General features: G+C 47.7%; 12 protein-coding genes. 3 read left to right on the forward strand and 9 right to left on the reverse strand.

The window, feature by feature from the left end; translation table 11 throughout:
• Window positions 1-8 precede the first annotated feature (8 nt).
• On the reverse strand, window positions 9-1,802 hold the full coding sequence (locus tag LK536_RS53030) for an L-fucose isomerase (protein ID WP_227796936.1): 1,794 nt from the start codon (window positions 1,800-1,802) through the stop codon (window positions 9-11).
• Window positions 1,803-2,033: 231 nt separating this feature from the next.
• Between LK536_RS53030 and LK536_RS53035 the strand changes: the two genes are divergently transcribed.
• On the forward strand, window positions 2,034-2,885 hold the full coding sequence (locus LK536_RS53035; RefSeq protein ID WP_025482880.1) for an AraC family transcriptional regulator: 852 nt from the start codon (window positions 2,034-2,036) through the stop codon (window positions 2,883-2,885).
• A gap of 264 nt (window positions 2,886-3,149) precedes the next feature.
• On the opposite strand, the gene LK536_RS53040 is transcribed toward LK536_RS53035, so the two are convergent.
• The 8 genes from LK536_RS53040 to LK536_RS53075 form a co-directional block, all read right to left on the reverse strand.
• Window positions 3,150-4,568: a 6-phospho-beta-glucosidase gene (locus tag LK536_RS53040; protein WP_227796937.1), complete on the reverse strand. Its 1,419-nt coding sequence runs from the start codon at window positions 4,566-4,568 to the stop codon at window positions 3,150-3,152.
• Window positions 4,569-4,603: 35 nt separating this feature from the next.
• Complete coding sequence (locus tag LK536_RS53045; RefSeq protein ID WP_227796938.1) at window positions 4,604-6,559, reverse strand: beta-glucoside-specific PTS transporter subunit IIABC; 1,956 nt, start codon at window positions 6,557-6,559, stop codon at window positions 4,604-4,606.
• A 160-nt stretch (window positions 6,560-6,719) separates the two neighbouring features.
• Entirely contained in the window at window positions 6,720-7,604 is an 885-nt protein-coding gene (locus tag LK536_RS53050) for a MurR/RpiR family transcriptional regulator (protein WP_008722216.1), read from the reverse strand.
• A gap of 12 nt (window positions 7,605-7,616) precedes the next feature.
• Window positions 7,617-7,799 carry a hypothetical protein gene (locus LK536_RS53055; protein ID WP_120056806.1) on the reverse strand — a complete coding sequence of 61 codons (183 nt, stop codon included), beginning with the start codon at window positions 7,797-7,799 and terminating at the stop codon, window positions 7,617-7,619.
• 417 nt (window positions 7,800-8,216) lie between these two features.
• Window positions 8,217-9,524, reverse strand: a complete 1,308-nt coding sequence (locus LK536_RS53060) for a sodium/glutamate symporter (RefSeq protein WP_130789561.1) — start codon at window positions 9,522-9,524, stop codon at window positions 8,217-8,219.
• A gap of 34 nt (window positions 9,525-9,558) precedes the next feature.
• Entirely contained in the window at window positions 9,559-10,254 is a 696-nt protein-coding gene (locus tag LK536_RS53065; RefSeq protein WP_008722209.1) for an RraA family protein, read from the reverse strand.
• A 17-nt stretch (window positions 10,255-10,271) separates the two neighbouring features.
• Entirely contained in the window at window positions 10,272-11,195 is a 924-nt protein-coding gene (locus LK536_RS53070) for an NAD(P)-dependent oxidoreductase (protein WP_025482884.1), read from the reverse strand.
• A gap of 559 nt (window positions 11,196-11,754) precedes the next feature.
• Window positions 11,755-12,618, reverse strand: a complete 864-nt coding sequence (locus tag LK536_RS53075; protein WP_025482886.1) for a MurR/RpiR family transcriptional regulator — start codon at window positions 12,616-12,618, stop codon at window positions 11,755-11,757.
• A 474-nt stretch (window positions 12,619-13,092) separates the two neighbouring features.
• On the opposite strand from LK536_RS53075, the gene LK536_RS53080 reads away from it, so the two are divergent.
• Together LK536_RS53080 and LK536_RS53085 are read left to right on the forward strand one after the other, a co-directional pair.
• A complete protein-coding gene (locus LK536_RS53080) occupies window positions 13,093-13,308 on the forward strand; it encodes a helix-turn-helix domain-containing protein (protein WP_025482888.1) in 216 nt (71 codons plus the stop codon).
• Between the two features lie 51 nt (window positions 13,309-13,359).
• The gene (locus LK536_RS53085) at window positions 13,360-13,662 is read left to right on the forward strand and encodes a zinc ribbon domain-containing protein (protein WP_025482889.1); all 303 of its coding nucleotides are present in this window, start codon (window positions 13,360-13,362) and stop codon (window positions 13,660-13,662) included.
• Window positions 13,663-13,758 lie beyond the last annotated feature (96 nt).

A 13,758-nucleotide genomic window follows, 5' to 3' on the forward strand; every position in this document is an offset into this window, starting at 1 on the left:
ACACCGCCTTACTTATATAAAGGCCCATAAGCCGCACAGGCCCGGAAATCCTGCCCCTCTTTGTCCATTCCAAATGCGTTCCAGGCTGCAGGGCGGAATATTTTTTCCTCAGGCACATTGTGCATGCTGACAGGAATCCTTAAGATGGAGCAGAGTGTAATGAGGTCCGCCCCAATATGTCCGTAGCTGATTGCACCGTGGTTGGCTCCCCAGTGATTCATCACGTCATAGGCGGAGGCAAATGCTCCCCGGCCTGTCACCCTGGGCGCAAACCAGGTGCACGGCCATGTGTAGTCCGTCCTCTTCCATAGGATATCCGTTACGTCCTCCGGCAGCTTCACGGTCCAGCCTTCTGCAATCTGCAGCATAGGTCCCAGTCCCTTTACCAGGTTTAAGCGGATCATGGTACATGGCATCTGGGCTTTAGTAACATATCTGGATGAATAGCCGCCGCCTCTGAAATACCCAAAATCAGCCTCATTCCATGTGGTTGCTTCCAGCATTGCCTTCTGGTCCTCCGCCGTCACCTCATACCATGGCTTCATGACCGGCTGTCCGTCTTCATCCAGGGCTTTACCCGTGGCATCCAGACAGGCCGCTCCTGAGTTGATCAGATGCAGGAAACCGCCTGCTTCCTTTGCGACTCCTTCCAGATCATATCCCGCCGCCTTCTTAACAGCCTCCGGACTCCAGTACGTACGCACATCTGCAAAAATCTGTGCCCTGTTGGTGAGCAGCTTCATGAACAGCATTCCCAGCCCATTTAATGTGTCGTTCTCAGTAGCCAGTATGTACGGCTCCCTTGCGCCGTTCCAGTCAAAGGAGGAATTCAGCATGGACTCCGCGAAGTCACCATTGGGATAAAAATCCGTCCACTGCCTCTGTCCCTGGAAGCCTGCGGCGATGGCATTGTGTCCGATCCGCTCTTCCTCCCGCCCCTCCGGCAGATTGGGATTCCCATTCATCAAATCCTTGATGATGCACATCATCTTAACTACGAATTCCCAATCCTTATCCTTCTGTTCCCGGGTCTTCTGGACCTCGGGAGGGTTCTTGTCAAAGCCTTCCTTACAGTTTGCCTTTGTCCATGCAAGGGCCTTTTCAAACTCTTCTTTATCGTATATTTCCTCACTCATACGGCGGATCAGTTCCACTTCGTCTACGGATTCCACCCGCATCCCGAGATATTCCTCAATAAATGCCGGGTCTATGATGGAACCTCCAATTCCCATGCAGATAGAACCTATCTGGAGATATGACTTCCCCCTCATGGTAGCGGCAGCCACTGCGGCGCGTCCGAAACGGAGAAGTTTTTCCTTTACATCCTCAGGTATGCTTGTATCATCCGCATCCTGGACATCATGGCCATAGATACCAAAAGCCGGAAGCCCCTTCTGCGCATGGGTAGCCAGTACAGAGGCGAGATATACTGCGCCGGGCCGCTCCGTTCCGTTAAATCCCCACACGCCCTTGATTGTATGCGGGTCCATGTCCATGGTCTCTGCACCGTAACACCAGCATGGGGTCACAGTCAGGGTAATATCCACTCCGGCCCTGCGGAATTTATCCGCACAGGCAGCGCTTTCCCCCACCCGCCCAATGGTGGAATCCGCAATCACTACGTTTACCGGTTCCCCATTGCTGTAACACAGGTTTTCCCTAAACAGGGCCGCCGCGCTTTTGGCCATATTCATGGTCTGTCCTTCCATGGATTCCCTTACTTTCATATATCCCTGTCTTCCGTCTATTGTGGGTCTGATGCCGATGACCGGATAAGCCCCAATCAATCTGTTTGCTGCCATAGTGTGTCCTCCTTCTTATTTTTGGATTATGTTCTTTTTAATTTATCTGTGTTCTTATTATATTTTTTGTGTCCCTTTTACATAATTGTATTATACTATTGATATACAGCTATTTGCTGTGATATAATGGCAAAAAATATGACGATATTCATTTTATTGGTCATTTTACCCATCTATCCGTTGTAACTCTCTGTATTTATGGTCATTTTTATATCTTAAGGAGGGGATAATATGCATTATTTGGACTATAATGAAAAAAAGCAGCACGGGACCCCGGACTTTCCTATTGAATATTACCATGTGGACGTGCACCATCCCCGTTATAACATGCCCTTCCACTGTCACAAAGAATTGGAAATCATCCGGATTTTGGAGGGAATCCTCTATTTAAAATTAGACGATGAGGAGCTTGAAGCCAAAGCCGGGGATATCATTTTTATTAATGAGGGGGTTATTCATGGCGGTTTGCCCCAGAATTGTATTTATGAATGTATTGTGTTTGATATCCAGCGTCTTCTCATGCACACAGATACCTGCCGGTTTTATATCCGCCTCATTACAAAGCATCAGATTATTGTCCAGAATCATTTTACAAAAAGCAACCGTTCCCTGCACCGGATCATCGGCCATCTTTTCGTATCCATGCAGCACAGCGAGCCTGGAAGCGAGCTGATAACCATGGGCACTTTATTTGAAATCTTTGGAATCATTTACCAGAAAAAGCTTTATCAGGATAAGGCTGATGATACAAAATCTTCCAGGAAGATGATGCAGCTTAAACCTGTGCTGGAATACATAGACAGTAATTACGGGAAGGCCATGACACTGAACGAATTGTCCAGGATTGCCGGGATGTCTCCCAAATATTTCTGTAGTTATTTCCATTCCATCATCCACAGAACCCCCATTGATTATTTGAACTACTATCGTATTGAGCGCGCCTGCAGCGAATTAAGTACCTCTGATTTAACCTTGACAGAGGTTGCCTATCGATGTGGTTTTAGCGATGTAAGCTATTTTATCAAAACATTTAAACGGTATAAGGGAATCACACCACACCGGTATTGCCTGAATATTGGATAGTACCTGCTTTTTAACTGGCGCCTGGTTTCGTACCACGTTCCTGAAAACAGCCGGCAGGGACCTGGTTTCCCTCTGGGCCTTCTTAAACCTGACCACAATCTGTTTAAACCAGAAAGGCACATTATATCCTAACAGTCCGATGCTTGATTGTCAGTTCCAGAAAAAGTGGCTGACGCAAAATAATCTTCATTTTCCGTCAGCCACTTTTTATTAATCTGTTTATTTGATTTCCAGAACAGACACCGGTATATGAAATACTTCCCTTTACTTTAAGACCGCCCCATTGCCCGCAATCACCTTCTTATACCACTCAAAGGATTTCTTCCTGGTCCGCCCCAGTGTCCCCTGTCCCTTATCGTCCTTATCCACATAGATAAACCCATACCGCTTTGACATCTCCCCTGTCGTCGCGCTGACTAAATCAATGCATCCCCAGGGCGTATACCCCAACAGATCCACGCCATCCTCTTCCACTGCATACATCATCGCTTTGATGTGTGCTTCCAGATATTCAATCCGGTAATCGTCATTAATATTGCCGTCTCCATCCACCTGATCCACAGCCCCCAGCCCGTTTTCCACAATAAACAGCGGTTTCTGATAGCGGTCATACAGATCATTCAGGGTAATGCGCAGCCCCAGTGGATCAATGGGCCATCCCCACTGGCTGTAGGTCAGGTAGGGATTCTTCGCCGATTCAAAGACATTGCCTCCAGCCATTTCCCCGCCGCCGTCAGTCCTGACACAGCGGCTGTTGTAATAGGATAATGAGATAAAATCCACCGTGTTTTCCCTCAGGATTTTCTCATCCTCCACGCCGGTTTCCAGAACAATCCCCTCCCTCTCCAGGAATTTCTTCGCATAGGCGGGGTACTCCCCCCTGGCCTGCACATCGATAAAGAAATAGTTTTCCCGGTCCTGCTTCAAGCTCTCCCAGACATCCTCGGGACGGCAGCTGTATGGATAGACGCTGCCAGCCGCCAGCATGCATCCCACCTGGAAACCGGGATTTATTTCATGCGCCAGCCTGGTGGCCATGGCGGAGGCGACCAGTTCATGGTGCGCCGCCTGGTACCTGACCTGCAGGCTGTTTTCCTCCTGACCGATGAGGATTCCCGCCCCCATGAACGGCAGATGCATGATCATGTTGATTTCGTTAAATGTAATCCAATACCGCACCTTATCCTTAAACCGCCGGAAAATCACTTCACAGTAGCGCAAAAAGCAGCCAATGGTCTCCCGGCTTCTCCATGAGCCGTACTTTTCCACAAGAGCCAGCGGAATATCGAAATGACAGATGGTCACCACCGGTTCAATCCCGTACTTCAGCAGCTCCTCAATCAGATCTTCATAAAACCTTAACCCCTCCTCGTCCGGCTCCGTTTCCTCGCCGGTGGGGAAAATGCGTGACCAGGAAAATGAGAACCGGTAGCACCGGAATCCCATTTCAGCAAACAGGGCGATATCTTCCCTGTAGCGGTGGTACATGTCAATGGCATCCCTGCCCGGATAATAGGAACCAGCAGGCAGGTTTCTGTAATCCATGACGCCTTTCATAACCGGGAGACGGTTTTCGCCCTGGGGAATGACATCCACAACAGCCATCCCCCGTCCTCCTGACTGCCAGCCGCCCTCGCATTGGCTGGCAGCTGTGGCGCCGCCCCATAAAAAATCTTTTCTCATGAGTTTCGTCCTTTCCAATCGAATGCCTGCCGGTATCAGGATAATGTAAGCAGCCTGCTGCCCACCTCTACCCGCTCCTCTGCAGTGGGGAACACCCCGGCAAACTGCGCAAAATTCGTAATCAGCACCGGCGTCACCAGAGAATATCCCGCATCCTGTATGAGTTTCATGTCAAATTCCAACAGCTTCTGCCCCTGCTTTACGGTATCCCCTGCTGTAACCAATGGATAGAAGCCTTTTCCTTCCAGCTTCACCGTATCCATACCCACATGAACCAGCACTTCCGTGCCCCCGCCGCTTACCAGGCCGATGGCATGGCCGGTCGGGAAAAGCGCGGAAACCGTACCGTCTACGGGCGCATATACCGCGCCCTCCTCCGGCAGGATGGCAATCCCTTTTCCCAGAAGTCCTGACGCAAACGCCTCGTCTGCGACCTCGGACAGTTTCATGGTCCTGCCTTTCATGGGGCTGGCAACGGTGATGGATTTACTTACGGACGCCTCTGCGGGGCCGTTCTCCCTTTCCGGTACCTCTGCAAGGCACCTCTCCTTTTCCGGCGCATTGATTGCTGATTCCGGCTCCCGGTAAAAAATCATGGTGAGTATGAAACCAGCCGCCATGGAAACCGCAATGCCGATAAAAGCTATGATCAGATTGTCCATCGTACCATCCGGATTCATCATATTGGGCAGTTCAAAGATTCCCATACCGCCCATATCGAACTTCCTGAAATTAAAGCGGCCATAGAACGCGCCGCCGATGCCACCGGCAATACAGCTGATGACCAGCGGTTTTTTCAATGGCAGCAGCATGCCATAAATAGCTGGTTCCGTGACACCGAAAATACCTGAGATAAAATTGGGGATTGCCATCTCCTTCATTTTCTTATTCTTTGTCCTGAAAAAAATCGCAAGCACAACCGCCGAGGTGGCAAACGTGCAGGCAAAGAACGGCATCATGACATTATCGTATCCCAGCGTCATGATATTGTTGATGTAAACCGGAATGAATCCCCAGTGCATGCCAAATATGACCAGGATCTGCCAGGTAAGCCCCACAACCGCGCCAGCCAGCATAGGGCTGAAGCCCCTGACGGCCAGTGTGAACTGAGAAATGATGGCAGAACCAAATGTCGCAACCGGCCCAAGGAAAATGACTGTCACCGGCAGTGCGGCCAGCAGGGTCAGCATCGGCACAAAGAAAAACTTAACCAGATCCGGCACGAACTTATTGAAAAAGCGTTCACATTCCGATGCAAACCAGACCGCCAGAATGACCGGAATCACCGTTCCCGTGTAATCGACGGAAATAACCGGTATGCCAAAAAAGTCCATATACACCGGCGAGGCAAACATCGTGCCTGTTAAAACCGTATACAGGGGTTCTGTACCGGCCGATACCACGCTGGCCTGGATTCCCGGATAGCACATGGCCGCCCCCATGGCCAATCCAAGCATGGGCTTCAATCCAAATTTTTTGGCTGCTGTGTAACCCAGAAACAGGGGCAGGAAGTTAAAAAGCGCATCGCCGGCCGCATTGATTACCAGGTAACCCCCGCTGGCCGCACTGTAAAGCCCCAGCGTCACAAACAGGGTGTTAAATCCTTTCAGCATGCCGCAGGCCGCCATGATACCCAGAATCGGCTGGAAAATACCCGATACCACATCGATTGCCTTATCAAGCAGCCTGCCGTGTTTCTTCTCCCCGGATCCTGCTTCTGACGGAACGTTTTCCACGCATTCCAGGTTGAGCAGCGGACATACATCCGCATACACCTCCCCCACATGATTGCCAATCACGACCTGGTACTGGCCGCCGCTCTTCATCACAGTGACAACGCCGTCCATGGCCTTCAACACCTCATCCTTCGCCAGGCCTTCATCCTTAAGCGTAAAACGCAGCCTTGTAATGCAATGCACCAGGCCTGCCACATTTTCTTCCCCGCCAACATTTTCTACAATCTGTTCTGCCAGTTCCTTATACTTCCCCATGCCCTGCTCCTTCCGGAATCTCAATTCCTGTTTTTGATACACCCAGCTTATCATATGTTTCCGGTCATTGAAATATCTGGAAAGCCGGGAGATTCAACGGTTCAGGATAAGCTGAAAAAGGACCCCTGTTTTTGTAACAGTGATCCAAAATCCGCGTATCCTATTCTTTTTCTGTCCCCTCCTCAAAATGCCAGTAGGGCTGATTCAGCAGTAATGGCATATGCTTCAGCATTTCTATGGAGGATTTCGCGTGCTCCTTATAGCGTCTGGAAAGGAGCAGGGCAAAGAAAATGTCCAGCACATAGTTGGCTGCGGTAAATGATGATATGACGTCCAGGCTCAGGAGGGAATCCCGGTTGGAGATTTCTACAATCTCATGGCACCATTGCCGGATGTCGCTGCTGTGCGGTCCCATGATTCCCACTACATGATTATTCGTGGCTTCCCTTAAATATCTGGCCATGCTGTTGACCGTCCGGTTGGCCCCGGTAAAGCTGATTAGGAATGAAACCGTTTTTTTATGGCTCCGCGCCGCAAGGTAGTGGCTGTTGATACTCTCGTACGCAGAGCTCTCCACCCCCAGCGTGGCGAACTTGAACGTGGCTGCCTGGGCCAGGATGTAGCTGATGCCCGTTCCATAGATATCAATGCATTCCGCCTTCTGTAAGACATTGTTGATCCGGTTCATGCTGTTGGTGTCCAGGGACAGCCTCGTCCTGGTAACAGCCTTGTCATAGAGCACTGGCAGCGTGCTGACAATGTCCGCATAGGAACTTTTATCCGTGATGGGGTCATTGGCAAGCATCTGGCTGATCCGGTTGTCCTGGTTAATCTCCGCAACCAGACGGAGTTTTAACTCCTGATACCCCGCCAGGCCTAATTTCTGGCTCAGGCGCACCACGGTCGCCTTGCTCGTCAGGGAGGCGCTGGCCAGGTCACCTGCCGACATGCCGGGAATCTGTTCCCTGTGCTCCAGTATATAGAGGGCAACATCCTTCTCATGTTTTGTAAAGTTCAGCTGCTCTTTTAATTGCTCTAACAACATAAGACATCCTCCTCACACGGGCTGAAATCCGTACTCCATCTTCAGACGTTCAAAAATTCCAAATGCCACCGGACACACAGATTTAAAACCAGCCCGATTCAGTTTTTTCCCCTTCCTTTTATCCGTCCCAGCGTTCTTATTTTCACCATCCCTGAATGCAGGTTCAAACAACCTGCTGGTATCTTCCTGCTTCATGGATACAGCATATCATGCAAAATTAAATTTTTCAATCTCTGTATAAAAGCAATATAAGAACTGCTGATTGGGGGATTAAAGGTATGGATAAACGTATTCTTCTTCAGGCTTCCCGGCTGCTTCAATGCTCTGGGCCTTTAAAATCAGGATGTGTTTTTAGCAGTAATAACAGGTAAATGTACAAAAAAACAAGGCGGTTTCCCAGCCCAAAAACGCCGCCTCCAGACAGTGTATCCTGACGCGCAGAGCGCACTGTCCCAAGGGATAACGGTTATATGGATAGAAAACAGCCTTGCCGGAAGGAAGTTTTAATCATCTAAACGGATTTCTTCCACAATGTCAAGAGGTGCAAATTCAGCAGCCAACAGTCCAGTACCTGAACAGCCTCCACGTTACAGGATACGTTTATAATATCCTTTAAGGCTTCCTGACAATAAATTCATTGAATGCAATCATCGCTGCCGATATGGCGGTCCCGATACCTACCAATATCCAGATGTTGTTGATTGCGATTACCGGAAGTATGGCAACCAGGGTGGATGTGACAGGGACAAAACATCCCTGGGCCACTCCGAACGCTTCCCAGCTTTCGGTTTTAACATCCGGATCCACACATCGTGCCAGAGCAAGCCCGCTCGGGGTCGACCCACATCCCGCGCCGAAGAACATCAATGCCAGCGGGAACCAGTCCTCACCAAACCAGCGGCGCATGAGGACCATACACACAAATGACATGAGCAGGATTACCACCAGCATATGAATCATGATCGGCGCAAGATTGTTTGCGAAAAAATTCAGGTCCAGGGTTGCCGTTGCCGAACAGATACAGATTTCAAGGGCCACTCCCCCAATATTGTCTATGGTGTCCGTATCGGCATATTTATCCAGGTGGGTTTTCCGTAACACAAACCATACGATGATTGCGCCTACAATACCATACAGAAGGGATGGGATATTGCTGGCCGCCGGGATGGCTTTTGCAACCGCACCGAAAATCACGCTTCCAATCCACATGCTGAGGAATACAAAACACATCTGCAGCGCCAGGCCATTAATGGAGTCAGAAGCAACGGTTGCATGCCCCAGCGGTTTCTGCTTATCCCTGGGTATATAGTCATTCTTCCTTTCATCCTCCTTGTTCTTGGCATCCGGCAATGCCCTTGCCCATCCCCTCCTGACGCCGATGTTAACCCATACCATTCCTACCACCATGGCAACAATCAATCCCAGCGTCGCAAGAATCAGCCCGACACTTAACATCCCTTCTATCCCAAGTTCTTCAAACAGGGTTCCCGAAGAGGTTGCTGCCCCATGGCCGCCCCAGTAGGTAAAGACCGTCATGACACCCCATTCCCTCGGAAGTCCTGTCCATATCTTCTGAAGCCCCAATGCCGCCAGGATTCCGACTGCAAGCTGTGAAAAATAAGACAGCAGGTTGGAACTGATTGCCCCTGCAAAGGACTTCATCTTTGAAAGGCTGATGGATATGCCGAAAAGGGTTGTTGTCAATACAATATTAATCATCGGAGACGCCATGCTGGACCAGTTTTCCGGGATTTTAATAAGTCCCAGTACCTGCGGTCCCATGACCAATGCAAGCGCCCCGCCAATCAGGCCTGACGGCAGGTACAGCTTACGCAGTGGCTTAACCACTGAGCGCAGCGCAACACCTGCAAGCAAAAAAAGAAACAGATACATTAATTCATTTACTGCCGTAGTAAACATAACATTACCCCCAATATTCTGATATTACCCCATTTTAAAATTCCATATATTCCACATATTCCACACCAAGGGATTTCATCTTCTCATCCACCCATGGCCGTATATAGGTACCCTCTTTTTCAATTGTCTCAATTATCCTCAGTTCATTTTCATGAAGGGCGTTTACCTTTTTCAGCAGCTCCTCTGCCTCAGAAGGGCGGATGAATATGACGCCGTCCTCATCGCCCAGGACAATATCGCCCGGATATACGGTCCTCCCACCGCAGACAACCGGCGTATTAACCTCCCCTGGTCCATTTTTATAAGGGCCATCAGGCGTCACACCGCGGGCATATACTGCAAAGTCTGTCAGGTCCTCCATTGCGCCCGCATCCCGGATGGACCCGTCTACTACAATACCATTAATCCCACGCTTCCTGCAATATGTAACCATCAGTTCCCCAAAGATGGAACGCCTTGTATCCCCTCCCGCGTCAATCACAATAACATCCCCTGGTTTTGCAAGGTCCATGGCCACATGGAACATCAGGTTATCACCCTCCGGTACTTTTACGGTAAATGCGGTACCAAGCAGACAGCTCTTATTAACCGGACATATATCCTCATGGACCGCCGAGATACGGTTCATGCAGTCATCCAGATTGGCCACTGCCACACCTGCGAACTTCTCTACCAGTTCCCTTGCCGGGCGCTTAAAATCCTTAACAACCACGCATCCTGTTTTGTTCATTTTCTTATCCTCCTCATTCATACCACACGGTTTTTTACTTCCATCCCATCAATTACATGAAATACCCCTTCCACTACCTCCATCCCCATCCGGTAAAGCGCTTCCTCTGTATTGGCTCCGATATGGGGGGTTGCACAGAAATTGTCAAGGGTCATCAGCTTATTCCTGCCATTAGGCGGTTCTTCAACAAATGCATCGCATGCAGCAGCCCTGAGCCTTCCCTCCTTTAACGCCTGATACAGATCATCCTCGTTCACCACGCCTCCCCTGGCAGCATTTATCAGGATTGCATTTTTCCTGAAATGCTCAAAGTTTGCTGACGAAATCATATTTTCTGTTGAAGGTGTCAGCGGGACACTGATATTCACAATATCCGATACCTCCAGCATATGGTCCAAATCTTCAAACTTCTCAATCCCATAGGAATCAGCCTGCCCGTTGGAACAGTACGGATCATACCCCACAAGTCTGGCATTGAAACCATTTTTCAGGATTTCCCCCATACGCCGGGCAATATTCCCCATGCCCACAAGCCCCACGGTCTTGCCTGTCAGTTCAATTCCTGTCATCTCCGGCGGCGCAATACATGGAAACCCTTCCCCCCTGCTTCTTTTATCGCACGCCGATATATTCCTGCTTATATCCAGCATCAGCCCCACAATCAGTTCTGCTACGGAATTGGTATTGGCAAAGGGAGTATTAATGACGGGAATCCCTAATTCCTTTGCAGCGGCCAAATCTATGGTATTACAGCCCACGCCGTGTTTCCCTATCACTTTTAGGTTCACGGCCCGGGACATGATGTCCCGTCCTATATGGACGGTGCGTAATATGATTCCATCCACATCCTGTATACGGTCAAAACTATCCGTTATCTCTGCGCGCTGCCTGATTAAGCGGACCGCATCCGGATGTATGTACTCACTTAAATAAATAAGCATTACTTCATCTCCTTTTGTTTAACTGGGTTTATGTTTTCAAAGTTGTGCATTCTACAATTATCCGGATTATTTGTAGTGTGTTTTTCATTTCGTACAATAAGTATAATTGTTGTGTGCACTACTGTCAATATCTAATTTGTAGTATATTTTTTAACAATGTTAATTTTTGTAGTGTTTACGACATCATCAATCCGTATCTCTATGAGTACTTTTTTATTGTTTATACTTCTCAGTGCTCCATCCTGTCTTTCATAGTAGTGACAGTACTGAATATTTTGTCCGTCTGCAAGGCGAAGGAAGAAGGGTGTAGTATGCTGGTGTGGAGTCCCTCTGATGTGGAGTCCCCCTGCTGTGGAGTCTCCCCCTGTCGGCTGACAACAACATGACAGATGACAAAACAGGCTGTACTGCTGCTGTTAATTGGATAAGGTACTAACCTTTAACATAAATTCTTTCATTTCAGATATGTGCCAGAAGATTGACACAAAAAAAACAAGCCTGGAAAATTCAGCTTGTTTTGTCACCTCACTACAAAATGTTAACAATTCGTTCATATATTTTACAATACCAGACGGAATCCTTCGGTCACAGTATCACGCTCTTTTGCCCGCTTTCTATATTCATCCTTATTTTTTCGGCACACAAGGGTTATGATGTATTCAGCAATCATATCAACCCCAATAGCGGAGTTAAAGAAACTCATATGTGATGTTTCCACTAAAAGGGCAATATCCGCATATTGGACCATGGGCGCCATCAGGCTGTCCGTAACCACACAGATCCTGGCCTTATGTTCCCTGGCCATGTTCACCAACAACATATCAATCTTATAATAACGTGCAAAAGAAAATAAGATGAATATATCTTCTGAATCAATATCCTGCAGCGCGCCCACCACTTCTGTCTCACTGCTGCCGGGCATCTGGACCACTCCCTTAATTGCAAATCCCAGCAGTCTGGTAAAGTGGCTGGAAACCCCCATACACCCCCTGAGCCCCACTACATATTTTCTCCTGGATTTGATGATCATATCAGCTAATGCTTCATAACTCTCCAGGGAATTCTGCTGAAAGGTCCTGGTAATATTATAGTTCATCATCTCCACAAAGGAACCCGGAATGTCATCCTCCTGGTATCTTCCCGTCAGCACATCAAACCGTTCCGACAGCTGCATGTTCCGCACAGATGCACTGGTTTCCCCAATCAGGGAATTATATATGTCATTTTTCAGATCCGTAAAGCCCAGATATCCGATGGCCCTGGCAAAACGTATGATGGACGCGTCACTGACCCCGATTTCCTTCGCCACATCCATAGATGACATATTGCCGATCCGTTCCTGATTTTTAAAAAAATAGTCCGCTATCCTCCGCTGCTGCGGTGTCAGCTTTGCTCCCTTTAATCTATCTGATAAACGATCCATTGGTCCTCCTCATAACAAAACTGCTTGGCCTGCCTACTTCGTATCTCCGTTGTGAATTCTGTTATAAGTATATCAAAAAGGAGTAACCACTACAATAGATTGTGTCTGATAATCCTGTGTATTTTCTGTATGGATTGTCTTGTATCAGGCACAATTGGATGCCCCTGGTATATCCGGTTAATCCGCCTGCAGGTTACCGGTTATTCAGCCTCAGGAAAATCCTTACCCGTGTTCCCTTATCTGCGGCGCTCTGTATCCGCAGGTATCCTCCACACAGTGTTTCAAGGCGTTGTCTGACATTCTCGATTCCGGTCCGAGGCCAAGATTACTTTATTTCCACGTTTGCATTATACACCCTGTGAGCTTATTTATCAGCTTTTAATTTGTAAAATAATGCACAATCATTAAACCTATATGTTGTGAAACAGCATCAAACGTTTTATAATCAGCCTATAAGCTGATTGGAGAATGGATATGATATATAATACCCCAAAAGAATTGTTGTCTGAGATTAAACATATAATGGACTTAAGAGACATCCCAATGAAAGATCTTGCGTCACGTTTAAATGTATCCCAACAAACAGTAAGTAAGATTTTCGGAAAATCAAATCCACAATTGTCTACGGTTTTACAGATATGTGAAGCTCTTAATATTGCAATGGACATTAAGTTTGTCGATAATGAATAATATGTGAAAAAGGGGGACACGGGATATATTGAACACATACCCGGATAATTTATGAAACAATGCCCATACTGCGGAAGCGATCTTCCCAATGAAAAAGATATATTTTGTGTCAAATGCAACCATATAATTGATGATGATTTCCTCCTTCGAAAAGAAATCAAAAAAGAACTGGAATCCATGAGTCCGACAAAAATGAAAGCAAAGGATATAAAGAATCATAAACAGCCATCTGTATCCAATCACCGTGACAGCGACGATTATGTTCCCATAAATTATAATGAAAAAAAGTCATATGCCAATATAATTTTAATAGCCATTGTAGTGGTATTCATCTTATATATGCTTTTTAAATAATATAGTACTGTCCTAAGGTGTGTTTGAAAATTATATATCCTTAGTCATTTTAACCAAATTAAGATTGAAGCAATGCATATGAACCCCAGATAGGTA

It is taken from the genome of Clostridium pacaense, assembly GCF_020709765.2.
GTDB classification, from domain to species: Bacteria; Bacillota; Clostridia; order Lachnospirales; family Lachnospiraceae; genus Enterocloster; species Enterocloster hominis.

Coding starts and splice junctions, on each gene's coding strand:
- LK536_RS53030 (WP_227796936.1), bottom strand. CDS start 1,802: ATGGCAGCAAACAGATTGATTGGGGCTTATCCGGTCATCGGCATCAGA.
- LK536_RS53035 (WP_025482880.1), top strand. CDS start 2,034: ATGCATTATTTGGACTATAATGAAAAAAAGCAGCACGGGACCCCGGAC.
- LK536_RS53040 (WP_227796937.1), bottom strand. CDS start 4,568: ATGAGAAAAGATTTTTTATGGGGCGGCGCCACAGCTGCCAGCCAATGC.
- LK536_RS53045 (WP_227796938.1), bottom strand. CDS start 6,559: ATGGGGAAGTATAAGGAACTGGCAGAACAGATTGTAGAAAATGTTGGC.
- LK536_RS53050 (WP_008722216.1), bottom strand. CDS start 7,604: ATGTTGTTAGAGCAATTAAAAGAGCAGCTGAACTTTACAAAACATGAG.
- LK536_RS53055 (WP_120056806.1), bottom strand. CDS start 7,799: ATGAAGCAGGAAGATACCAGCAGGTTGTTTGAACCTGCATTCAGGGAT.
- LK536_RS53060 (WP_130789561.1), bottom strand. CDS start 9,524: ATGTTTACTACGGCAGTAAATGAATTAATGTATCTGTTTCTTTTTTTG.
- LK536_RS53065 (WP_008722209.1), bottom strand. CDS start 10,254: ATGAACAAAACAGGATGCGTGGTTGTTAAGGATTTTAAGCGCCCGGCA.
- LK536_RS53070 (WP_025482884.1), bottom strand. CDS start 11,195: ATGCTTATTTATTTAAGTGAGTACATACATCCGGATGCGGTCCGCTTA.
- LK536_RS53075 (WP_025482886.1), bottom strand. CDS start 12,618: ATGGATCGTTTATCAGATAGATTAAAGGGAGCAAAGCTGACACCGCAG.
- LK536_RS53080 (WP_025482888.1), top strand. CDS start 13,093: ATGATATATAATACCCCAAAAGAATTGTTGTCTGAGATTAAACATATA.
- LK536_RS53085 (WP_025482889.1), top strand. CDS start 13,360: ATGAAACAATGCCCATACTGCGGAAGCGATCTTCCCAATGAAAAAGAT.